The 24425-nt window shown below is 38.6% G+C and carries 14 protein-coding genes; 10 read left to right on the forward strand and 4 right to left on the reverse strand.

Annotated elements, in window-relative coordinates; genetic code table 11:
* Positions 1-308: 308 nt before the first annotated feature.
* A complete protein-coding gene (locus tag CSEC_RS05305; protein ID WP_161780967.1) occupies positions 309-1346 on the reverse strand; it encodes a phosphotransferase in 1038 nt (345 codons plus the stop codon).
* Positions 1347-1627: 281 nt separating this feature from the next.
* On the opposite strand from CSEC_RS05305, the gene CSEC_RS05310 reads away from it, so the two are divergent.
* Positions 1628-2116, forward strand: a complete 489-nt coding sequence (locus tag CSEC_RS05310) for an Asp23/Gls24 family envelope stress response protein (RefSeq protein ID WP_053331804.1) — start codon at positions 1628-1630, stop codon at positions 2114-2116.
* A 23-nt stretch (positions 2117-2139) separates the two neighbouring features.
* The gene (locus tag CSEC_RS05315; RefSeq protein WP_041017406.1) at positions 2140-2652 is read left to right on the forward strand and encodes an Asp23/Gls24 family envelope stress response protein; all 513 of its coding nucleotides are present in this window, start codon (positions 2140-2142) and stop codon (positions 2650-2652) included.
* A 77-nt stretch (positions 2653-2729) separates the two neighbouring features.
* Here the strand turns inward: CSEC_RS05315 and pyk are convergent, their stop codons facing one another.
* Positions 2730-4517: a pyruvate kinase gene (gene pyk / locus CSEC_RS05320; RefSeq protein ID WP_237559209.1), complete on the reverse strand. Its 1788-nt coding sequence runs from the start codon at positions 4515-4517 to the stop codon at positions 2730-2732.
* Positions 4518-4764: 247 nt separating this feature from the next.
* Here pyk and CSEC_RS05325 point away from each other — a divergent pair, with 247 nt between their 5' ends.
* From CSEC_RS05325 to CSEC_RS05335, 3 genes are all read left to right on the forward strand, one after another.
* On the forward strand, positions 4765-5352 hold the full coding sequence (locus tag CSEC_RS05325) for a hypothetical protein (RefSeq protein WP_041017407.1): 588 nt from the start codon (positions 4765-4767) through the stop codon (positions 5350-5352).
* A 147-nt stretch (positions 5353-5499) separates the two neighbouring features.
* Positions 5500-8394, forward strand: a complete 2895-nt coding sequence (locus CSEC_RS05330) for a hypothetical protein (protein WP_041017408.1) — start codon at positions 5500-5502, stop codon at positions 8392-8394.
* 287 nt (positions 8395-8681) lie between these two features.
* Complete coding sequence (locus CSEC_RS05335) at positions 8682-9125, forward strand: hypothetical protein (protein WP_041017409.1); 444 nt, start codon at positions 8682-8684, stop codon at positions 9123-9125.
* A 145-nt stretch (positions 9126-9270) separates the two neighbouring features.
* Here the strand turns inward: CSEC_RS05335 and CSEC_RS05340 are convergent, their stop codons facing one another.
* Positions 9271-10434 carry a formylglycine-generating enzyme family protein gene (locus CSEC_RS05340; RefSeq protein ID WP_154017633.1) on the reverse strand — a complete coding sequence of 388 codons (1164 nt, stop codon included), beginning with the start codon at positions 10432-10434 and terminating at the stop codon, positions 9271-9273.
* Positions 10435-10751: 317 nt separating this feature from the next.
* On the opposite strand from CSEC_RS05340, the gene uvrA reads away from it, so the two are divergent.
* The 5 genes from uvrA to pknD all read left to right on the forward strand — a co-directional run bounded on the left by uvrA (position 10752) and on the right by pknD (position 22199).
* Positions 10752-16466: an excinuclease ABC subunit UvrA gene (gene uvrA / locus CSEC_RS05345; RefSeq protein WP_041017411.1), complete on the forward strand. Its 5715-nt coding sequence runs from the start codon at positions 10752-10754 to the stop codon at positions 16464-16466.
* 10 nt (positions 16467-16476) lie between these two features.
* Positions 16477-18438 carry a hypothetical protein gene (locus CSEC_RS05350; RefSeq protein ID WP_154017634.1) on the forward strand — a complete coding sequence of 654 codons (1962 nt, stop codon included), beginning with the start codon at positions 16477-16479 and terminating at the stop codon, positions 18436-18438.
* A gap of 79 nt (positions 18439-18517) precedes the next feature.
* The gene (locus tag CSEC_RS05355; RefSeq protein ID WP_053331805.1) at positions 18518-18847 is read left to right on the forward strand and encodes a hypothetical protein; all 330 of its coding nucleotides are present in this window, start codon (positions 18518-18520) and stop codon (positions 18845-18847) included.
* A gap of 5 nt (positions 18848-18852) precedes the next feature.
* Positions 18853-19290 (forward strand): hypothetical protein, encoded by a 438-nt coding sequence (locus CSEC_RS05360; RefSeq protein ID WP_053331806.1) that lies wholly within the window; start codon positions 18853-18855, stop codon positions 19288-19290.
* Positions 19291-19310: 20 nt separating this feature from the next.
* Positions 19311-22199, forward strand: a complete 2889-nt coding sequence (gene pknD / locus CSEC_RS05365; RefSeq protein WP_053331807.1) for a serine/threonine-protein kinase PknD — start codon at positions 19311-19313, stop codon at positions 22197-22199.
* 72 nt (positions 22200-22271) lie between these two features.
* On the opposite strand, the gene CSEC_RS05370 is transcribed toward pknD, so the two are convergent.
* Positions 22272-24191 carry a hypothetical protein gene (locus CSEC_RS05370; protein ID WP_041017413.1) on the reverse strand — a complete coding sequence of 640 codons (1920 nt, stop codon included), beginning with the start codon at positions 24189-24191 and terminating at the stop codon, positions 22272-22274.
* Between the last annotated feature and the right edge of the window lie 234 nt (positions 24192-24425).

Consider the following 24425-nt stretch of genomic DNA (forward strand, 5'->3'; position numbering starts at 1 on the left):
ACATATGAACTTTTTGAATAAAATAGATGCCATTCAAGAAAAAACCCATTGCATGCCGCGTTTCAAATTTTCTTCAGGAAAGAGACCTTTAAGCTCAAGTTGAACTATTTCATTTTTAATAGAGCATGCTTCATCTTTAGATGTCTTTTCTAAAGGCCTGAAGAAGTTTGAATGTCGCTTATGAAGGAAAATAAGGAAGTTATAGTTTTATTGAAAAGCTTGGACTATTTCATCCTTTGAACTGCTGACTTTACGAAATTAATAAAACGAAAAGTTTATAACTTTCCGTGTTATTAAAGCGTCTTTTTTTAGTTTAGAATGCGAAGTGCTTCTTGATATTCGAAAGACTCAAAGTTATCTAAAGCCTTTTGCAAATACTTGGAAGCCATGATGAGCTTATATTCCGAGCCTTCAAAATCTAACTCATCCATTTGAGAATACTTTTTCAAAGAAGTAAAAGTAGCCGGATCTCCATCTTCGATTAAATTGATAAGGCCGAATCCCCAGTATAGAGAAACCAATTGTTTCATAATAAATAGCTTTGATTGTTCCTTTTGGGTCGGCTCTCGATTAAAATAATGAGTAAGAAATAAGTTGTCTTGTCCTTTGTCAAAATCATAAGAAAGTGAAAGGGTTGCCAAATCCAAAAAGGGATCGCTCATTGAGGCCAATTCATAATCGATGGCATAGCATTGGCCGTTAGAAAAAAATAAATTGGCTTTATGCAAGTCCCCGTGGCAAGGAGCTTCCTTTGGAAAGCTTTCAAGGGACGTATTTATTTCTCGACAAGCTTGAAGTATCCTCTCCATCCAATCAAGCGGAATAACTTCCGAGTAAAACTTTTGGGAATAAATATAATCAAGCATTCTAAAAATATGCAGTTCCATAATATTGCTTGAAGAAGAAAAACTTGGACCCTCATGAATTTTTTTTGCGAGTTCTGCCAAAGAAGGGATGCTAATCTTTTCTACATCAAGTTCATTCACCAGGTATTCCATGACAATAAAGCCTCTTTCTTCATCAGAAAGGTAGACTTTCGGGCCATAACCGGCATGGGATGCTATTTCGCAAATGGAAATTTCTTTTTGAAATTCTTCAGGACTTATTTGATTGGAAAATCGAACTACAAATTTTTGACCTTCAAAATCGACTAAAAATAAATCAGCCCCGGAGTAGCCGCCGCGAAGTTCCTTAATCTGAATCCCTTCATCAACTTTTAGAAAATCCTTCATAATCTGAAGAGTTTCTATCTCCCGGTTCTCAGAAGCAAACGAGGTGCCGATTAGAAAAATCAAGGCAAAAACAAAACTTTTTACGCTTGCTAAGTTCATTATTACTTTTTTCATATTCATCATCATTTTTTTAAATGGATCCGGAAAAAAGTTTCTTTTTTCAAAATCCACATTTATTTGTTGAGCCTATATTTTACTAAAGGCATTTAAAATTAACAAAGTAAAAAAAATAAGGACCGGTTAAATCAAACTCTTCGGATTAAAAAAAAATACGAAAAAATTTTTTTTGGAGGAAATTCATGACTTTTTTTTGTAAATGATTCATGATTGAAGAAGATCTTTTCTGTTTTTAAGAAGATCTACCCTATTATTAAAGACTAAACGATAGGAATGGTATGCAAGAAAAAAAATCTTCCGCCAAACCCAATCCCTTGGATATGAGAGAGCTGGAATTACCTGAAACTGTGTTTATACGCGATGTTGAAAATCGTGTTTTTCAAGGCATCGTCTTGCAAAGTCTTTCTAAAATAAGCGGCATTGCGCTTCTTGAGGGCAATTTCATAGATTCCATCTTCAATAAAGGATCTACAGAAGGCGTTAAAGGGATTTTTGCCGAGCAAGATAACAAGCATCAATCGGTCAGCATTAAAATTGAAGTGAACATCCGCTATGGAGAACAGATTCCCCAAAAAGCTGATGAAATACAGACAAAAGTAGCTGAAGATATTACAAAGCTGACAGGCCTTCATGTTTCCTGCGTCCATGTAGTATTTAAAGATGTCATTTCAGAAACGGATGCAGCAAAAATCAATCATACATCAAAAGAAGATGCTTTAAAAATTTCTGAAGCAAGCGTTGAAGAAGAATATTCGGAAGAATTTTGATGTTTAGCTAGGACATAACTTCCATGCAGAATGTGTTTACGACGATTTTAATGTTTATGCTAGGGCTTTTTATTGCCATCGCGGGTTTTCTAGCTATGCTCCTTCCCCTAATTGAAAGGATGCGAGACGCTTTAGTTTACTTATTAATGGAAAAGCCTTTTGCCGTAGCCTTTATCGGCCTCCCCATTTTTCTGATAGGAGGCGCTATAATCCTGTATCTTCTTATCAATGCGCAAAAACGCTACTTTTATATAAGGGGAGGAAAGGAATCCTTGCAAGTCAGCATAAGCATAGTCAGCGCCTATGTAACTGAATACTTGAAATCCCTTTTTGGACTAAAAGATTTGGCCTGTGATGTTCATTGCAGAAATGAAAAGCTGACTATTCATGCAAGCTTGCCCTATGTTCCAGAAGATGAACAAGGGGCTATCTCTCAACGCATTAATAGTGATATCGAAGAAATTCTTCTAAATAAAATCGGGTATATGCGCCAATTTAATTTGTCGTTAAGCTTTGAGGGAAAGCCTAGAAAATAAGTTAGAGGGATCACGTAAATTCAAATCTCTCACCCTTAAAAAAAACTTGAAAGCGAGATTTGCCCGCAAATCAAAGGTTATAAAACGACTCCCTTATAGACAATGCCATTTTCTGTATCGAGGGTCACAAGCTGGCCATCGTGCAATATGTTAAAGGCATTATCAGCCTTAATTAGGGCCGGTTTTCCTTTAGACTCGGCTTCCTTTAACAAAAACTCCTCAGAAGCCAGATCTTCTTCAAGATTCTGCAATAGAACCGCTTGGGCATTATGGATAAGAGGCAGATAGCTTGCATCGCATTTTGTAATCACGATGATCCTATCTCTAACAGTGTAGGATGAAATCCCCTCAGCTGTTGGTACAAGCAAGATTTTACCGTGGGTTCTTTTTCCCGTCCCTTGCTTTCCTCTTACGAGTACAAAACCTATGCTATCGACCATCATCGTGTTAGTTGTGCCGGAAACTCCAAAAGGGGTTCCGACCGTTGCTAGAACAAGATCCCCATTTTTAACAATTTCATGTTTCAATGCAAAGTCGCTTAAATACGAAAAGGATTCAAAAAAGTTTCGCCCCTTATCATATAAAACAGGAATAACCCCCCAATATAAAGAAAGTTGATGGAAACACTTTTCAAGGGGGGTTAGCCCAAGAATTGGGATCTCCGGCCTAAGCCTTGATAGTAAACGAGCAGTGCTTCCGGCATTTGTAAAAGCAAAAATGGCGGTAGCGCTGCAGCTATAGGCGGTTTTAACAGTAGCTAAAGTGACAGCAGAGGGCACATCGTTATAAGCTTTTGCGGCATACTGGTTAAAAAAGCCCTTGTAATCAAAGTCTCCTTCAGACTCCTCTACAATGCTTTTCATCATTTTTACGCATTCAATCGGGTATTCCCCTGTCGCTGTTTCACCGGAGAGCATCACAGCGCTTGTGCTATCATAGATGGCGTTTGCGATATCAGAAGCTTCAGCCCTTGTCGGCCTTGGATTTTTAATCATTGACTCAAGCATTTGAGTTGCTGTCACAGAGGGTTTTCCCGCATGGGAGCATTTTCTAATCATCATCTTTTGAAGCTTCGGCACTTGCATTAAAGGAACCTCTACTCCTAGATCTCCTCTCGCAATCATAATGCCATCCGCTATTTGGACGATGCTATCAAAGTTGGTGATGCCTTCATGGTTTTCGATTTTTGCGATGACTTGAATTTCAGGCTTTCCTCTTTCTGCAAGTATCTTTTTTATCGCTACGATATCTTCTGCAGAACGGACAAAAGAAGCTGCAATAAATTCAACGTCGTGGTCGCATCCAAAGTGAATGTCCTGTATATCTTTTTCAGTAGGAGACGATAAAGAAAGCCTTGTGAAAGGAAGGTTTACGCTTTTGCCGCTTTTTAAAGAGCCTGCATTTAATATCTTAACTTTTAAGTCTTTATTGGTTTTATCAACGACTTCTCCCGCAATGTAGCCATCATCAAAAAGAACCCTTGATCCTACCGGTATTTCATTAATAATAAACCCGGGAACGATGGTTGCTTCATTTTGATCTCCTTTAACTATATCTTGAGTCAAAGACCATATTTGGTCTTTTTCAAGCTTGACAATACCACCCTCTATAGAGCCAAGTCTTATTTTTGGCCCCTTGGTGTCTAGCATAATCGCAAGGGAGACTTGAGTTTCTTTCCGCGCCCTCTTAAGCTTCTCTATGATATCGAGATGATCCGCATAAGTACCATGGCTAAAATTAAGCCTTGCCACATTCATACCGGATTCAATCAACTCTACAATTTTTTCATAACTTGAAACGGCGGGCCCAATAGTACAGATGATTTTAGTACGTCTCATTTTTTGTAGATTTAGAGGAAAGTCCATGAACAACCTAATAAAGATTTATCTCTCTATGAGAGCAGCTTTTTTATTTTGAATCAAGTATTCAAGTCTTAAGACCCGGGTTTCTTCAGAGGCCTATTTTAAATAAATCCTCAAGGAATCATTAGGTTTAAGGATAAGCTTCTTATAAAACTTCTTTTAATTCATTTATAAATCTTCTAACTTTTAATTAAATCATCATCCCAACAAAATGTCCTTATTTTAAAAGAGATCTTAAAAGGAGCCTTTTATGTATTTCAAAAATATCTTGTTAACCGTCTTTTTAATCCCAAGCCTATTTGGAACAACAAGCGCATTTTCTGAAATCGAAACCGTCGTAATCTCATGGGCGCCAGGACTTTGCTTGGAATCCTGCCGAAGAAATGCTGAATCTCGTTTTTCAAGTATGCCTCAGGTAGCAGAAGCGGTTGTGTCTCCCGGCTCTGATACAGCCACTTTCCGATGGAAACCCACGGCTCGCTTTTCTTTTGAAGATTTGAACTTTGCGGTTCGAGGAGTAGGTCTTAGAGTAGATAGCTTAATCATCAAAGTTAGAGGTCTCATTAGCCATGATTCAAGAAACGTCTTTTTGACCTCATTAGAAGATGGAACAGTCTTTCTCCTACTTGGCAGAATTGATGTTGAACCTAGCATGACCCCAATACAAAATAGCGTTTATAGCAGACAATTAAGCCCGGCTTTACGCGACCGTCTTATCAAAGCGCAAAATGAATATAAGGTAGTTACAGTCGTTGGACCTATATTTGAGCCTAACCGCAATAACACAAATCTGCAATTAATCGTTCAAACGATGAGTGAAACGCCCTCATTAAGATAATAAATAAACATTACCAAATAAAAAAAATTCTATTCGGTAAATATAAGATAGTTTACTAACATAAACATTTTTATTTATGTAATTTGACAATAACTCCTCTTTAGTTTATTTCTAAATTGAATGATTAGACTTAGGGGCAGGTTAATTATGTCAACAGAACTAAATGCTGGCATTCCTCTTAATATAAATGAAGCATCGAGTAGCGACAGCTTTAATCAATCTTCTGAAAAAGCGGCTCTTTCTTCATCGGATGAAGGATCTGAATTAGAAAGCAAAAGCCAAAGAGTCGCTTCTAAAAATCTAGGTGAAGCCAAAGAAACTAAATCTTTTAATCTTTTTAAAAAACTTCACTTTTTTAATTCAGAAAAAAAAGAGAAAGAGAAGGAGAAGGAAAAAGACAAGTCCACTAAAATTTTTGAAAAGGCTGCTTTTGTAGAGGAGTCTTCCTCTTTACAGAAAGATAGTCAAGAGGGGCTTATAGGCTTTTTTAAGAATAACCTTTCTAAATCGAAAAGAAAGAAAAAAGAGTCTCAGGATTCCCTTCATGAAAAAAGAAAAGTTACTTTTTCAGAAAAAAGAAAAAAAAGCTTTGTTATCCCCCCTCTTCTTTTAACAGAGATAAGTAAATCAGAGAGAAAGCTTTCCGTATCGAGCTCTCTAAAGAGAACCAACTCGGAAACCTGTTCGATGAGCGGAAGTCGAATGGCAAGCGAATCTGACCTTAGCGCTGATTTGCTAAGCGCAAAAAGAGAGGCTATTGATTGGAAGCAAAAAAGCTCATTCAAACTCTCTTTCAATGAAAGGTTCTTGTCACCTGTTTTTGAAAAGATCGAAAACACAGCTCAAGAAGTAAGAGCTACCCAAGAAAAATTTAAATTTCAAAATGGTGAAGCGTCCTATTTCGCTTTTTTAGCCATAGAAATTGCCAATTTACTTATTATGGATGATGGTGAAGTCAATATTTCTTTAATTCCTGCCATTATCGATTTTTTTATCTCCAATGACCCTGTTTTAAATCATGAAGCGTCTCTTTATTATTCATTAAAAGCCATTTTTGAAAATGATGAGATTGTTGAACTCATCAAAACTATTGAAGCTCCAAACAGACAAACAAGCCCCGCGGCAGACCTGATTCGGATTACTCTAAACATTCCTCTTGGAGAATCTGTCAATGATAGGCAAGCCAAAATTACTGCCCTTTCAGCTCTTCTCTCCCACCACCGACAGAGCTTTGAAGGCTCCTGTTTTGCAACCCACTTTGCTATTGCCTTGCTTGCAAATGACCCCTTGGCTTGCTTAAAGGATTTTAAAGATCTTCTAAAAAGAGGCTCTTTAACGAGAACGATTGGAGGAATCAAAAAACCCTTCCCTTTTTTAATGAGAACTGGCGAGGAGAGTTTAAGCCAAACGATCACCATTACGAAAAGCGGAGAAATCAAGGAGCTTGGAACCTACATCTGGAAGGCTCCCTCTATTCAAAAAGCCTTGCACATTGCGGGATTTCATAACTCTAAAATCCCCTCGAAAAAAGTCTTATCAAAGTTAATCCCGTCAGGGGAACAAACCATTTGCATGCATGAGCTTTTAAAAGCTCTTGCAGAACAAGCCTTAAAACTTGAGGTTAATAAAGGGCGATGCCTTCAACAGATTTATTTTAGGATGACCTTTGCGTTTGAAGCTGTCATCTCCAACCCCTTGCTTAGAGCTTTTGACAACTCGCTTGCAGAAATGGCAGAAGCAAACGAACAGGGAATGATTACAAAACCCGTAGTTTACGCGATTACAAACCCCATTGAAAAAGAGCTGAAACAATTCTTAAAAAAAGAAAAAGAATCAAAAAAAGAAGCGATTTTGCTTTACAATACCTTTAAGAGCATTGTCTTAAAAAGGATTCACTTGCATTATGACCCGGACATCAACGAGAAGATGGAAAACCATGAGCATTTTTCAAAAGAAGGGGGATTTGTCCTTTATGATACGAAAGGAAAATCTCTAACCAGCAAATGGACTCGAATTGATTCACCGGAGTCTTTTAGAGAATTTATTTCCGATATGATCGTTTTATCCTTCAATGAAATCTTACCGACTTTAAGTGAACTCGAACCAGATTTAAAAAAAGAAAAGGAACTCATTTATAACCGATTGGTCAAGCGCTTAAGAAAATATATTAACTCCAAATTCTTCTTACTGGAATCCCTATCTTGTTTTTATCCGGCGAATTTAAAAATGAATGACCCTCTAAAATCCTGGCGTAAATCGCAATATACCCCATGGAGAACTATTGCGGGAAATTTTGGTGAAAAAGTAAGGGAAATTTATAACGAAAAGCCTTTGCCCTCGGAAAAAAAGTTATTGCCGGTGGATAATACTGAGATTTGCTTAATGACTTTAGCTGAGGTTAGGAACCTTTACCGCGCCTCGGGAGATAAAGACAGCTTAATTAATTGCCAGAGCAAGGTTCCCGTATATACAAGGACACATGCCTTTAATTTGATTTTTGGACACCCTTCCTTTCAACATTTAAATTCCGATGATCCAAAAAGCTCTTATAATTCATTGATTGACTTGAGCTTAAAGCTCTCGGAAGATGAATTTGAGGAATCAAAAAGAGAACTCTTATCTTCTCAATTTTTATTAGCCTACAATGAAAGCCACTTCAAAGGTAATTTAAATTTTGAAGCCCTAAAAAATTTTATGAAGGAATTAACTTTTCCAATTAGCTGTAAGAATTTTTGGGAATCTAGTTTAAAATTTTTAGAAGGACAATCAGAGGCATCTCAGTTATCTCCTCAAGAAAATGCCTTTCTTATAGATAGGACTTTATGCAGCTGTTTGTCTGAAACTACCCTTTTTTCTATGCAGCGGAACGCTATCCATTTTGCCGACACAAACTGGAAAAATGGCTTGCATGACATTCATTTTTGTATCGCCCCCCACCCGGGGACGGGTACCCTTCGGTTATTCGAAATCCAAGACGATAATCAAAAAATAACACCTATTCATGATTTTTTTATCTTCGAAAAACCTTGGGAGTTTTATTAATACTCCTGACTAATGCCCAAATCTCGCTGTCAGGGGTAAACGTATTGGACTTCTTTTAAAATTCTATTGAATGTTAAAAGAGCTGTTATTGGCATCTTTTTTCCTAAATGTTTCAGGTAAAGTTTATCCTATGCTTTCAAAATTTATCAAAAAATTTGCACAAAACCCGCCCACTCAGCCAATCAAAGAGAGTTCGAAAGAAGTCTATTTTTAAAAGTCTCTTTTCTTGCTTTGTAAGTTCTCTTTTCGTATGAAAAAGAATGCTTATTAAAGAAAGGAGGTAGGCTTTGTTAGCTTTGCAAGGCGGGCTGTCGTCAGCCCCTTTTTATGGAGAAAACCCCTTCATGGATACAACGCGTATGGAAGAAGAATCCGAAGAGACCATTTCAGATGTTATGGATCTTCTTGAGAAAAACCCATCACTTGCTCATAACGCACATCAATTTGCTAAAGCCATCACGGAAAAGCTTCTCGGTGAAGTCTATCAACTTATTGAAAATCCGGAAGTTTTTCGAAAGCAATATAAAGAACTAAGAAGCGAAAACAAATTTTCCAAGAATCCCTACTTGCCAACAAGCGCTTTTGAAAATTACGATCTTTCAATCCTGGCTTCGCCAACATTTGATAGTAAAGGGAATATCGTTTTTTTTGTGACCCGATCCTTTGTTCCTTACTTAGTCTCTTACGAAAAAGGCACAAACGAAGTGGTCCTGGAAATGCTCGATTCTTGAAAATTACAAATCTCGCGAGGGTTCAGTCTTAATCCGCTATCTGGATTTTGCTTGGAACATAGGATCGAGCTTTTTTTTTGCTTCAGAGTCGAACCTATTAAAAGCCAATCGGCAAAACTCGTTACTATCTAACAAATGATTTGATCTATCTTTTAGGTGAAGAAACCATCTCTTTTAATGGCTTCTTGTAATAAGCCACCCTAAAGCTTGTCGTTGGATTCGATTTAAATTTGGGACTTTCCTGATTTTCTCCATCTAGGGCAAACCACTCTGAAAGTCCTTTTTCTTCAAGGATCATTTCAAGCTCATTTGCAAGAAGCCATTCAGAAAGTGTCGGAAGGCGCATTCCCTTCCACTTGGCAAACTTTTCAGCCTCCTGATGCGAGACATTGACAACGGGTTGATTCTCGGTTCCGGGTCTTGGGATCCCTCTTACCCAATGGGAGGGAGCTTTGGCATTATTTGCTTGAACATAAGCTAAATATTCACGATTTGTCACTTCTCTTTTCCCAATGTAAAAAGGAGCCTTTAAGTTTTCATTAGATGCCATCTGATTTTCATCCAATAAGACCATGTCAGACCTTTGAGAATCATAAAAACTTGCTTCAGGTGAAAATTCTTTAGGTTTAGGCTCCCTATAAATATCTTCTTCATTCACCTCGAAAAGCTGCTTTTCTTCTTCTTTAAGCTTTTCTTCTTCTTTGTAAAGATGAGACTCATCTTCTTTTTCAAACTCGGGGTATTCGTGAAATGAGCTTCCTCCCTCATCCGTTCCAGTCATTTCCCGATAAAGGTCTGGTTCATTCGCAAATTGATTAAGAGAGGGGTCTTCCTTTTTTGGTAAAGAGTAGGCTACGATTTGATCTTCACTAGTTTTTAAAGTAGACCCGACAAAAGCTTTGCTTAAATAGGCCAGTTCATTTTCATTTAAATCCTCTATAATTTCGGATTCTACATATTCGAAATCATGGAAGGGATTTGCGGCAATTTTATTCTCAAGCCAAACAAGAAGCCTTTTTTCTTCATTGATCTGATTTTCAAGAAAAAATTCGTTTACAACCTCGTCATCATGAAAAATCCCGGCTTCCTGTGGACTCTCTTTATAAGCGGCAATTGAAACACTCGAAAAATGCGGAGAATCAAGATTTAATCCTAGAGAATTTAAACCTGGCGGTTTCCAAGTTCCATAGTGGCTTGGAGCGATGGATAACCCGGAATAATAGGAAAGAGACGAGTTCGGATCATTTTGAGCCATTGAACAAGAGCCCCAAGCGATGCTAAATCCAAGAAAAGCGTAAAACTTCTTCATGTTTTCTCCCTCTGCCACCTTTATTCCTTAAGCTAAATAGTCACTATACATAGTTGTTTTTTTTTTCAAATATTTAATTTCTAAAGCGCCGATTCCCCAAAATGGGAATCGAAAAAGACCTTTCAAATTTTTAACTTTGGTTAAAAAAGAATTAAGGAATTCTTGCCGAGATTACCAAAGGAGATGTATAATAATTTTTCATAAAGCACTTAGGTTCGCTTCTTTTCTTAAAATCTTCAGTTTGCTAGTGCACCTTCAAAAATTGTAAACCATTCAACCTGATTAAACTAAAAATTTAAACAACCGTAGGTTCAAAAGTGAATCAATCAAGAATTGAGCTTCGCAAAGTTGCCGTTCACAATCTGAAAAATATCGACCTCTCCTTACCTGCCGGCAAACTTATTGTTTTTACAGGCGTTTCAGGTTCCGGCAAGTCCTCCCTTGCTTTTGATACGATCTACGCCGAAGGACAAAGACGTTATATCGAATCACTCTCTACTTATGCAAGACGCCAGCTTGGAGAGATGTCCAAACCTGAATTGGAAGATGCAAAAGGCATTACCCCGACCATATCAATCGAACAAAAAACAGCCGGAAAAAACCCTAGATCTACAGTCGGCACCATGACTGAAATCTATGATTATTTAAGGGTTTTATATGCTAGGGCCGCAACCCCCTATTGCCCGGTTAGCGGTGAAAAAGTCCTTCCTGAGAGCAAAGAAAAAATTATCCGCACTCTTCAAAACCTGGAAACGGGAACTAAAATTATCATCCTTGCCCCTTTTGCCAAGGCAAAAAAAGCCGAGTTTAAAGAAGATTTTCAGGAGCTTGTCCGAAAAGGGTTCACAAAAGCTAGGATTGATGGAAAAATGCTCGACCTTCTTTCCATTAATAGCCTTGATGGGAGTGTCTCCCATGACGTTGATCTTGTCATTGATCGAATAAAGGTTGAAAAATCAGAATCTTCAAGAATTGCTGAAGCTGTCACAATAGCTCTTGAGCAAGGGAAAGGGGAACTTATCCTTCTTGAAAGCGATACTTTAGAAGAAAGGCTCTTCTCAACTCACGCCTATTCCGAAAAATCAGGAATTTATTATTCCTCCCTTGAGCCGCATGATTTTTCATTTAACAGTCCCCTGGGAATGTGCGAGCGTTGCATGGGGCTTGGGATTGTCAATGAATTTGACTTAGAGAAAATTATAGATAAGGATAAGAGTATAGCAGAAGATGCTTGCATAGTCGCAAGCTCTTATTCAACAGTCCGCTATGGAAATATATACGATAATTTAGCCTCTCTTTATAATTTTAACATCCATACTCCCTGGAAAAAGTTATCCGAAAAAGCAAAAAAAGCCTTTCTTTATGGGACCGAAAAGAAATGGACGCGGATGAATTTTGTCCACCCGGTGACTGGTCAAACTTGGACCGATCATGTTAGATGGAGAGGGGTCTTATTTGAAGCCCATGAGCGTTTTCAGCAAGCTAAAAGCGACGCCTATAAATCCAACATGCAAAAGTTAATGAAGAGCATGGTTTGCCCGGACTGCAAAGGAGCGAGATTAAAACCTTACCCTGCGGCTGCAAAGCTTTCCGGAAAGAAAATTAGCGAAATTGCAGCCATGACTATTTCTGAATGCGCCACCTTTTTTAAAACTTTAGTTTTAAGCGAGAGCGAGAAAAAGATTGCGGGAGAGCTTCTAAAAGAAATTCAAACAAGGCTTGATTTCTTAAAAAATGTAGGCCTTGACTATTTGACCCTTGATAGAGGGGCCCCCACTTTATCCGGCGGGGAGGCCCAGCGTGTTCGTTTAGCATCCCAAATCGGGTGCGGACTTGTCGGGATCACTTATGTCCTTGATGAACCCTCAATTGGCCTTCATGCAAGAGACAATAAAAAACTGATTGAAACCATTAAAAGGCTGAAAGACATTGGCAATACCGTGATTGTGGTTGAACATGATGAAGAAACTATTGCCGCAAGCGACTATGTCGTCGATTTTGGTCCGGGACCAGGTGTTAATGGCGGGGAAATTGTTTTTCAGGGTAGCTTAAGAGGGCTGCTTGCAGAAAAAAAATCGCTGACAGGCCAATATTTAAATGGCACGCTTCAAGTAGCTCCCCCTAAAAAAAGAAAAAAACCCGGCAAAGAAAAGCTTAAAATCGTTGGTGCGGCTCACCACAACTTAAAGGATGTCACAGTAGAAATCCCTTTAGGGCTTTTTGTCTCTATCACCGGCGTTTCAGGCTCCGGAAAGTCTTCATTAATAAGCGATATTTTATACCCGGCACTCTCTAATGCTCTAATGGAAACAGATTGGGAAGTCGGAGTTCATAAAGAAATTACAGGCGATGAGTTTATTGATAAAGTCATTGCCATCGACCAAAGCCCTATCGGAAGAAACCCGAGATCAAACCCTGCAACCTACATCAAAGTCTTCGATGAAATCCGCGATCTTTTTGCAAAACTTCCTGAAAGCTTAAGCCGCGGTTATAAACCCGGAAGATTCAGCTTTAACGTTAAAGAGGGAACTTGTCATCAGTGCCTTGGCCTTGGCATGATCAAAATTGATATGGACTTTCTTGAAGATGAATGGGTGACTTGTTCTGCTTGCCACGGAAGACGATTTGATGAAGGAACTCTTTCTGTCCTTTTTAAAGGCAAAAATATTTATGACGTTCTTGAAATGGATGTGCAAGAAGCCCATAAACTCTTTGAAAACATTCCCTCCATTAAAAACAAATTGAGCACACTTGAAAAAGTAGGCTTAGGCTATATAAAACTTGGGCAGTCCTCGACCACTTTATCAGGAGGAGAAGCTCAAAGGGTTAAATTGGCAAAAGAGCTTGTTCGTCCGGCTACCGGCAAAACTGTCTATATTTTTGATGAGCCGACAACCGGGCTTCACTTTCATGATGTGAAGCATTTAATTCAAGTTTTACAAGAGCTTGTCGATAGAGGCAATAGCGTAATCGTAATAGAGCACAATATCGATATTGTAAAAACAAGCGACTGGGTCATTGATTTAGGCCCTGAAGGAGGCTCTTACGGCGGTCAAGTTATTGCCAAAGGAACGCCTGAATCTATCGCTAAAACTAAGACTCCAACCGGAGTTGCCCTTGAGGAAAGCTTCACAGAGGAAATCAAAAAGAGGATCTTAAGTAAAAAAGAGGATCAAAAAGAAGAGGATCGATCAAAAGAGATTACTTCCATTACAGTTGAATCTGCCGAGCAGCATAACTTAAAGCATCTCGATCTTGAAATTCCAAGAAATAAAATGACTATTTTTACAGGGCCGTCGGGATCCGGTAAAAGCTCTCTTGCTTTCGATACGATTTATGCTGAAGGTCAAAGAAGGTATGTAGATTCCCTTTCCCCTTATGCGAGACAATTTGTTCAGCAAATGCCAAAACCCAAGGTCGGCCGTGTCGAAGGGCTTTCTCCAGCTATAGCGATTGAGCAAAAAGCCCATGCCGGCAATCCGAGAAGCACAATTGGCACGATGACTGAAATTTATGATTACTTACGGGTACTCTATGCAAGAGCCGGGATTCCCCATTCTCCTGAAACAGGAGAAGAATTAAAATCGATCAGCAAAGAATATATAGCCGATCAACTGCTAGCTTTACCTGTTGATTCAAAGCTTCAAATCTTAGCTCCCCTTGAGCTAAAACGAAGCGAAAAATTCGAAGAGGTTTTAGCAAAAATCAGACGTCAAGGTTATGTCAGGATTCGTCTTAACGGAGTTTTTTATGACCTTGATGAAGAAAATGAAATATCTTTTGATCCCAAACGGAAAAACCATCTTTATCTTGTGATAGACAGGCTTAAAGTAGACCCCTCGATTAGAAAAAGGCTTCTTGAAGCGCTGCAGATCGCAAGCGATATCGGCTTAAAAAAACTTGTTGTCATGAAAGACGATGAGGATATTTTTTACAACATCGCCTTTTCAGCTGTTAAGGAAGGAAAATCCTACCCTGAAATTACCCCGCAAACTTTTGCTTTTAACAATCAGGAAGGAATGTGTCTTGAATGTTCAGGCCTTGGATTTCTTTATGGCGCCCATTTATCGCAAAACCCCATAATCCTAGCCGCCTCAACAGCCGCGCTCATTAAGGATATCTGGGGATCTAAATTTTCAAAAAGAGCCTTTGAATGCCTTTGCCTTATTTTGCAAGAAGAAGGCATCGATCCTTTTTTACCGCTAAGCGAATTGTCAAGCGATAAACTAGCGATTGTCTTTAATGGCACCCCGAAAAAAAATGTTTACAATTCTCCATACGGCTTTAAATTTCGATGGATTGGTATAAGCCATGTGCTTGCTAAATCGGGAAGAAATGCCTTAAGCCATTTAAAAGAGGCTGTCCTTCCCCTGCTTGATGAAATTGAATGTTTCGCTTGCAAAGGCACAAGATTAAATCCTTTGGCAAGGCACGTTACAATCAACGGCTTATCTATTAGTGATTTTTGCAAACTGCCCATCCATAATGCCTTAAAATCCCTTGATGAGATTTCTCTTAAAAAAGAAAAAAGGGTTTTAGAAGAGGTCTTTCAGCAGATTAAATCACGATTAAAATTTTTAAACGATGTCGGGCTTGATTATATCTCCCTTGATCGAAAAGCCCCTTCTTTAAGCGGCGGAGAAGCTCAGAGAATTCGGCTTGCAAGGCAATTAGGGAGTGGTTTAACGGGGGCTCTTTATGTTCTTGATGAACCGACAATCGGACTTCACCCAAGCGACACGGAAAGACTGCATAAAGCCTTAAAACAGCTTAAGGAGCTTGGCAACACTCTAATTATGGTCGAGCACGACCCCCTAACCATTGAAAAAGCGGATTACATCTTTGACTTCGGCCCTAAATCAGGCGAGCAAGGCGGTCATATAACAGCGAGCGGCTCCTATAAGCAATTATTAAAAAATCCGAATTCACTAACGGGCGCTTATCTTTCACATAAGAAATTAATCCCGATTCCTGAAAAGAAAAATAAGTTGGACAAGGGATTTTTTACGGTCGCTCAAGCCAAAAAGCATAATTTAAAAGGAGTCAATGTCAAATTCCCGATCGGGGCATTGACTGTTTTAACAGGGGTATCAGGTTCCGGAAAATCCACCCTTTTAGAAGAGGTCATTGAGCCGCTTGTTAAAAAATCGATTGAGAAGCGTTCCAATAAGGTTTCCTCTGACTTTGGAACTTTTAAAACCGATGATCTATTTGATAGACTTATTTTAATAGATCAAGACCCGATAGGGTTAACCGTCAGGTCGCTTGTTGGCACCTATGTTGATTTTGTGCCTAAAATGCGCGAATTTTTTGCAAGCCTCCCAGAGGCTAAAAAATTAGGGCTGCAAGGAAAACATTTTAGCTCTAATCATAGAGCCGGCATGTGTACCTCTTGCTGGGGTCTTGGTTATAAACGGGTAGAGCTACATTTTTTACCGAGCGTTCAAGTGGTTTGCCCGGAATGCCAAGGCATGCGTTTAAACCCCTTAAGCCTAAAAGTTCTTTATCATAATAAAAATTTCGGAGAACATTTAGAATCAACGATTGAAGAAGCTCGACTTGAATTTGATAATTTTCCTAGAATGACAAGAATATTGGACACCCTAATTTCAGTAGGACTCGGCTATCTTAAACTTGGGCAAGAAGTTTCTACCCTATCGGGCGGTGAAGCACAAAGGCTAAAATTGACAAGGGAACTTGCCAAGCGCTCTACCGGTAAAACGCTCTATCTTCTAGATGAGCCGACCACGGGACTTCACCCTGACGATATTGAAAAGCTTCTTAAGGTTTTGCATAAGCTTGTTCATAAAGGAAACACCATGATAGTCATCGAACATCATTTGGATATGATGATGAACGCTGATTGGCTGATTGATTTAGGCCCAGGGGGCGGCGAGCATGGAGGCAGCGTCATCTATTCAGGAAAACCTGAGGGCATTATCACTAACCGAATCTCAAAAACAGCGCCGTTTATCGAACGCTATCTTGAAGTCCGTAAAGAAATTGCTGCACCCAAAAAGAAAAAAACGTAAAGCTTTTCATATGGCCATACCTACCTTTTCGTTTAGAAGCCTTTTTGAAGCTATGAATAACTGCAGGTCCATAGCTGAGATTCAAATAAGCGAAGAAAAAGGCATTGAAGTCTTGGATAACCCTAATTATTCCAAAGAAACGATAAGGCTATTCGGGCTTTCAAAAGCAAGAAATGAAAAAGTGAAGGCTTTAAGAAAAAAAACTTTTTTTCTTTTTAAGTCTATCGTTCAAAAGGAAATAACGGACATCCAAATAAATAGTGGCATTCAACCGCTATTACACGAAATAGAACAAACATCCCACCTTAACTCTCCTCTGACCTCGCTTTTTGTTAGAAATTGCTATAAACAAGTCATTCAAGCCTCTCTAACAGGCATTAGGAAAATTGCTGCGTCAGCTCAAGAAAATAATAGAGTGATATGGAGTCTAAAAAAACAAAGTTTTAAAATAGAAAGAGGGACTCTATTCAAAAAATCCCAAGCAACAATCCGAAATGAAAATAGAACCGCTTGGAAAAGACTAAAAGAACAGTTTTATATAGAATGGGGGAAAAAGAGGGTTAAGAATGCGCTTTTTCAAACAGGTTTTACAAAAACCAAACTTGCTTTAACAACCGATAAAATAAATAACCTGGTTTTAAGCATTTCAGAATTTCATCATCAATATCTCCTAATAAGCTGGGAGAGGTTAAAAAAAGTTTTGAAGCAAGAGATTCCATTTACGGAAGTGCCTTTATTTGAAAAAAGAAAGCTTCAAAACGAATTTATTGCTTTTGAAGATAAAAAATTACTTGCCCGCTTAAAAAAGAGATTTCGTCCTTTTTTGGACCAATCTTTTAGAGAGCTGCCCTCAAAAGAACAAACTTTAATTCAATCGATTGTTTTTTTTAATGCCAGGGAACTTGAACTAGCATTCCAAGGAAAACGCTTGGAAGGTATTTTAGACGGCGGACAGACTACTTTAAAAAATTTTTTCTTTAGAAACATTTATTCTCTATCGCGCGAGCGGCTGCAGCTTTATGAAATCCTTTTTACAGCCAAAGATTCGATACCTGAAGAACAGCTCGAGATCTTCTATGATGAGATTCTTGTTAAAGCGCTTGTAAAAAAAATAGAAGAGCAACACTACATACCAACACCATGGTCAACAGAAGAGGGAAAAACTATTTTCTATGAAATCAAAAAAAGAATTCTCACCAACCGATCCAAACTTGCCTATTTTTTAACTTCCATTGAACCCTTATTGAAAGATCTTTTGGTCTATAGAAGCACCTCCTCAGCTCCTTCTACCCCTGATTCTTTAGCCACCTTATTGTCTGACCTTTTTCCGAAAGGCCCCGGGTATTTTTATCATAGGGCCGGAGAAATTGAAGAAAGAGAAATTTTCTTTTACAGCAAAAAAATCCTGAAGCTCATCGGTCATAGTTTGGGCGGCTGCCATGTCATGCTCGCCTTATTGCATCGATTATTACTCAATGATCTTCCTCTAAAAAATTATGAACTCAGAACGTTTGATTCCCCTAAAATAGAAAAGGAGTGTTGTTTAAGCTTTGCGGCTTTACTTGAAAAATTCCCTGAATTTAAAGAACTTATCAGTATTAATCACTACTTAAGCAAAGGGGATTTTGTTCCCAAATCTGGTGTGGCTCTTTTAGGGGAATTCGTACCCGAAAAGCACTTAAAAGAATTTATTGTAACAAAATTAAAACCTTCCCATCCGACAAATAGCGCCCTTATCTCGAAACATCCCCACAATCGACATTTTTATAGATTTCAACTAGGCAAAGATTTCGTTGAAAAAGAAGTTCCCTTTAAAGCAGAAAAACGAATGCGCCTCCATTTAATTGAAATCATAAGACGAATTGTCGGGGTTATTCTTTTTCCGATTTTATTTATCATCTGGCGTATCAAGAGGTTTTTTTCTGTCTATAAACCGCCGATTCATCTTCAAACTAACCGGCTTCCTGTTTGATTTTAAAAAATTGTTTATCATTTAAGATAAACTTGCGCTATAGATCTAGTATCTTTACATCTTTACAAAAGAGGTTACTATGTCAAATTGGATCCTATCAAAAAACAAAGCAGACGCCCTTTCAAACGGGATTTTTTTAATAGCGCTCGGACTTTTATTTTTCTTCAACGCCTGGTGGCCTGGAATCATTTTGGCTATTTGGGCGCTTCTTGCTGTAAGACAGTACTTTACCGGTAGATACTATGATCTTTTTTTAACAACCCTCATTCTCCTAGTCTTATTTTTCTCTGTTCTTTTTAGAATTGACTTGAATGTTCTCACTCCCATCTTGTTTATTATCGGGGGTATATATATTGTCTTTAGAGAGTTTTTCTACGGCGACGACAAGAACGAGAACAAAGAAGCGTAAGAAGCATGGAAGAGCCAAAAATTGGGCAAATTATAGATATCGCTAAATTGGATGTTCCCTTTGAGGGAAATAAATATTTATTGCTACGAAGACTTGAACCTAAAGGATTTGCCTGGTTTTTAGATAACGGTGGCTCGGAGGTTCCGACAGGGATTGTTAGAGACACCATTGCTTTGGCATTCCAGGAAGGCTTTAGCAAATTTAAAATGAACTCATTTAGACCCGTCCTTTCCGGCTTCCGTTATTTGTTGCCGGAAAGGGACGAGCATGGGGAAAGGGCCACATTTTCTGAAATGTGCCGATCCTATGCTTCAAGCAATGGGATTTATTTTGATGAAGCGCTTGGCCACAATTGTTATGTTCAAAATGCCTCTCTTGAAGCCCTTAATCTCTTTCGAAATTTTAAGAAAGCCGGCCGGTTAGAAACACCCCTAAAAAAATAATTTTTAACCGCTAAGAAAACATGGACTCAGAAAACAACCCCAAAGAAAATCCCACCCCTGAAGAAAACTCCTTCGCATTTGTGAAAGGGCAAAAACCTCTCGATAGCGAAGTTAAATTTCGAATAGGCCCCTATTTAATTCTTGAGACTATAGGAAAAGGCGGTATGGGAGAGGTTTTTTTAGCTTATGACACTTCTTGCGGAAGACAAATCGCCCTTAAGCGTATTCGAGAAGACCTTCTTAATTTTAAACAAATTCATGACCGCTTTTTAAAAGAAGCCCATATCACAAGCCAATTGACCCATCCCTCTGTGATACCCATTTATACCATTCATAAAGACAAAGGCACCATTTATTACACAATGCCCTATGTTAAGGGGGAAACCTTAAGACAGCTTTTAAAAGAAGCTAGAAATCAAGAAATCAAAGAACATCATCTAGAGCCGGTTCAAAGCTCGATCCCATCTTTAATCCGTATCTTGATTTCCATCTGTCAAGCCATAGCTTACGCGCACTCTCATCAAGTTCTTCATCGAGACATAAAACCTGAAAATATTATTGTTGGGCGTTTTGGAGAGGTGTTAATTCTAGATTGGGGGCTTGCCAAGCTGATGAATGACCCTGACGAGGAAGGTGAAATAGAAGAAAAAAAAGGGTATTTTGATTTATCGGGTTTGACAAGAGTTGGAAAAGTGGTGGGCACTTTAAATTATATGGCTCCTGAGCGTGCCCTAGGAAAGGAAGCCAATATACAAACAGATATTTATTCACTCGGGGTTATCCTCTATCAAATGCTGACTCTTCGTTTTCCTTTTAAAAGGAAATCACTAAAAAATTTTCGCGAAGAGATGAAGTATGAGGAGCTTATAGACCCGACAGAAATTGCCCCTTATCGCGATGTCCCAAGGGTTCTTTCCAAAATTGCTTTTACCTGCTTAGACCCCGATCCTAAAAAACGATACCGAAGGGTTGAGGATTTGATTCGGGACCTTGAAAATTTTATTGAAGGAAGAGCTGAATGGTTTCATACAAAAGAACTCTCTCCTGCCAAGAAAAGTGATTGGGAATTTCAGGAAAACGTTTTTTTAGCAGAACATATTGCCATCACAAGAGCTGCTGAAGTATCCGATTGGATGAACCTGATGATCTCAAAAGACTCCTTCGGTGAAAACGTCAGAATCGAAGCAAAAGTCCGGCTTAAAACTCATGGGCACGGAGTTGGCTTTCTAATAAGCGTTCCCGAAATTTCCGAAAGGCGCCATTTAAATGACGGCTACTGTTTGTGGCTTGGGTCTGACATTAATAAATCAACTAAACTTTTACGATCAACAGTTGAAGTCGTTCACGCGCCGGAGTTAGTTTTAAAACGTTATGCCTGGTATAAAATTACGATCGAAAAAATTGAACACCGCATTAATTTTTACTTAAACGATGAACTCCAGTTCTCATATGTCAGCCACCTCCCTCTTGTGGGAACACACGTAGGTCTTTTATCAAGGGACGCCGACTATGAAATTCAGGACTTGAATGTTTTTGTGGCAGGCCAAAACGTCATGGTGAAATGCCTAGCCGTCCCCGACGCATTTTTAGCCCATAAAAATTTTACGGCGGCTTTAAGCGAATATAGACGTATCGGCTATTCGTTTCCCGGAAGACAAGAAGGGCGAGAGGCAATGTTTAGAGCTGGCATCACTCTTCTTGAAGAAGCTAAAAATGAAACAAATCCCTTGCTTGCTGAAAAGCTATACGATCTTTCGTTAAAAGAGTTTGAAAAGCTTCATGAAACGCCCGGTGCTCCTTTGGAATATCTTGGGAAAGCCCTTGTTTATCAATCCTTAAAAGAATATGAAGAAGAAATAAAATGTTTTGAGCTTGCTTTAAGGCGTTTTCCAAGCCACCCTCTTTCCTTCATTCTTCATGAGCAAATCCTAAGCCGGATGCATGAATGCTCAAGGAGCAATAGAAAAGCTACCTATAAATTTATCCTTTTAGCTTTAAGAAGACTTCCTAGAATTTTGACGCTTCCTAACTCAAAAAGACTATTTTCAAGCTTGGAAAGGCATTGGGAAGAACTCTTTCTTCTAAAGGCGCCCTCTTTTTTAGAAAGCTCTTTACAATGGAGTCTGAATTTCTCTTCAATTTTGGCTTTCTGGCTAAATAAAGGCTATGTTTTGACAGAAATTGCAGAAGATATGCTTAAAAAGACAGTCGTAGAACCACTGCCGGTAAATCTTTTCACCCTTCTATTTAAAATGGAAGATAGCGAATTTTTATCCAAGGCCATTCAAATTTTTTCTCAAAAAGAAGAGTACCGGCTGTTGGCAGCTTTCGTTCAAGAACTAAACCTTATTTTAGAACCGCAAGAGGGTGTGGATGAACTTTTCTTAAAAACCCCGCTTGATTTTAAAACGAAAGAGCTTTTCTTGTATGCCCTTATCGATATTTGGCTTGCAAAAGGGGGTGCAAACAAAGCCATCATTCTTCTAGATTCCTTGGATCCGTATCTAGAAAACACTCTTGAGCTGGACTCGCACAAAATTTGGTGCTATCTCAAACTTAATTTATTTGAGGAGGCAAGTAAAATATTTTCAAATTATCCCTCCGATTTTTTAGCTAAGGAAGACTGTCCCTTATTTTCACTTTTTGGTTGTTTTCTTGCAGCTACTGATGGGGAAGAAGTAGCTTATATACACTTCCTCGGGGCTATAGATATCGCCTACCCGAGAACCTGGACCCTTCTTGCCCATTTCCTTAAGGGGCAAAGAATTGAAAACTTAAGCTGGCAGCAAAGAGCTTTTTTTTGGGAGAAAAAGCAGCTCTATCGGCAAATTTCACTCTACTATCACTGTATAGGAGAGCCAAAACAAAGCGAGCTATGGCTACAAAGAGCTTCTTTTGATAAGACTTAAATTCCCTTAAAGAGCGTTACCACTTTAGAGACGAGTCAGAATAAAAGAAGCTATAAGATGCGCTTAAGCTCTTTATGTTTGCCCCTTTACTGCCGGTTTTAAAAACTTGCGATTTCTTAAAAAACCTTCTTTTTTATATTCAAATAGTAACTGATGTTGTTGTTTTACAAAACTCCACCTCTCAAATAGAAATTTAGTTTTCTTAAACAAGTATTGTTTCATAGAAGGTACTTTACAATGAGTATATAGGTGGCTTATAAGTTCCACCATTCCGGATGCTCGAGGTAGCCGTCCCTCATCTTTACATTTATGAAGCATAGCCGGCAGAAAGACGATGCCTGTTTTCCAAAAATCATGGAATCTTAGTGACTTGCACACCTTCTTACCGTTTTCAATAATCCACGTTTCTTTTAAGGCTCCCATAGGTAAATGGAAAAAGGTTAATACAGGGGTTTGCCATGAATCCGGCAATTTTTTTATAATTTTAAAAATATGGGATACCACGCCTTCCGGCTCAGTATCCAAAAGACGCATTCTAAACATTTCAGGAATTTCATTCTCGCTTAGGACCTCAGCTAAAGTTTCATGAACCCATTTGGCACAGTTTTCAGATTCGATCTGGTAGACAAAATTGCCTTGCCTTCCTTTTAAAAAGTCCCTTTTAATGAGGTTCATCAATTGATGCCCTTGAGTTTCTGTCAAAATGAAAGGATGGCAAGCGTAAGATCTATGACTGTAATAGACATTATCATCGGGGTAGGCAAGAGTCGCATGAAGATTCCGGCCAAAAATTTCTAAGGTCTCTAAGAAACTGCCGGGAAATTTGGTAGCTACCTTTCCAAAGGAGTAGACAGCGTAGCTTGAATCCCCTCTCGGGATGGCCACTTCCATAAAAGCATGTGTATTTTCATAATCAAGACGCGGGGCAAGCCTTGTTGCAGAAGCAAGAGCGCACCAGCAAGTTCCATTTAAATGGATTCCAAAACGCTCCTCAGCTTCTTTTTTATCTAGAATTTCAAAATAAGGCAGCTCTTCCCACCAATAAAGATGCGTTAAATCGATCGGGATTATCCTTTTTTTCACGGCATCATAATACCCCCATTGATGGGTATTCCAGTTCATAATCCCGGCTTGCAAGTATTCAATGTTTCCAATTTCGAATTCCTTATTTTTAAAAATCGAGAACACTTGATCGAGGGTCAGGGCATAATTGCCTTGAAAAACAATTTCTTTAGTTCGGTCTAGAAGGCTTGTTGAGACTCCGTTGATTGGAAGGGTTAGAACTTTTTCTTTAAAGGAAGCATCCGGACTTACCCTTTCTTCAATTTTAAGATGATATTCATTAATTCTGCCGATTCGTCCTGCCAGATTGCAATCGATCAATTTTCGAACCGTGCTTGGGTATTCTATGAAGGCCTCAGGAATATTGCCGTCTCTGAAAACCCAATTTGCGTAATCGTTAAAAATTTTTTTATTTTCTAAAAGTAGAGCCGCAAAATTTGCAAATTGAGAAGTCGTTTTAAGGGCTAAAAGGTCTCTATTCGTTAATATTTTTTTATTCTGAAAGCTAAGCACTCTTTTTTTAAGCTTTTCATATAAGCTCTCATCAGGAAACCCGGGGTCCTCCCCTCCATGAATTTTACCTATACGATAGCCAAGCGAGATTCTTTTTTGCTTTAATGAATAATAGGCCTCTTCCTGCGAGTCTTTAAGGGTCTCCAATAAACGATCTACACTCTCTAAGTGCTTTTTATAATCAGCCTGTATCTTTTGGCCCTTCAAAGGGAATTTAACAGGGATTTCTTCGAGAAGATCAAGAGCTTGCATCCACTCTCGAAAAAGCTTTTTCTGTCGGCCTTTTGTTACAACTAATTTTTTAAGAAATTTAAAAAAAGAACTGTTTGTCAGAAGGAGAAAAGGCTTTCTCAAAAGAAGCGGCAATTTTTTCTCGAACCCATTCAAAAGAGTATTATTTATATTGAGACTAAGCATGTTATGATCCTCATCTCTATCGGTTAACGCTCTATAAGCCTATTATAGCATTTTATCTAAGGGGGTGATGAAAAGTGAGGAGGTTTTATAGCTTGAAATGAAAGAAATTGATTTAAGAATGGAAAAAAATTCCCGACTTAAAAAATTTAAATTGAATAGCCGTTAAGCAAAAAGCAGGCCAAACCTTCTTTTTCTAAAATTAAAGCAATTTATTGAGTTTCTTTGTTCTTAATT

This window comes from Criblamydia sequanensis CRIB-18 (assembly GCF_000750955.1).
In the GTDB taxonomy this organism is placed as follows: Bacteria; Chlamydiota; Chlamydiia; order Chlamydiales; family Criblamydiaceae; genus Criblamydia; species Criblamydia sequanensis.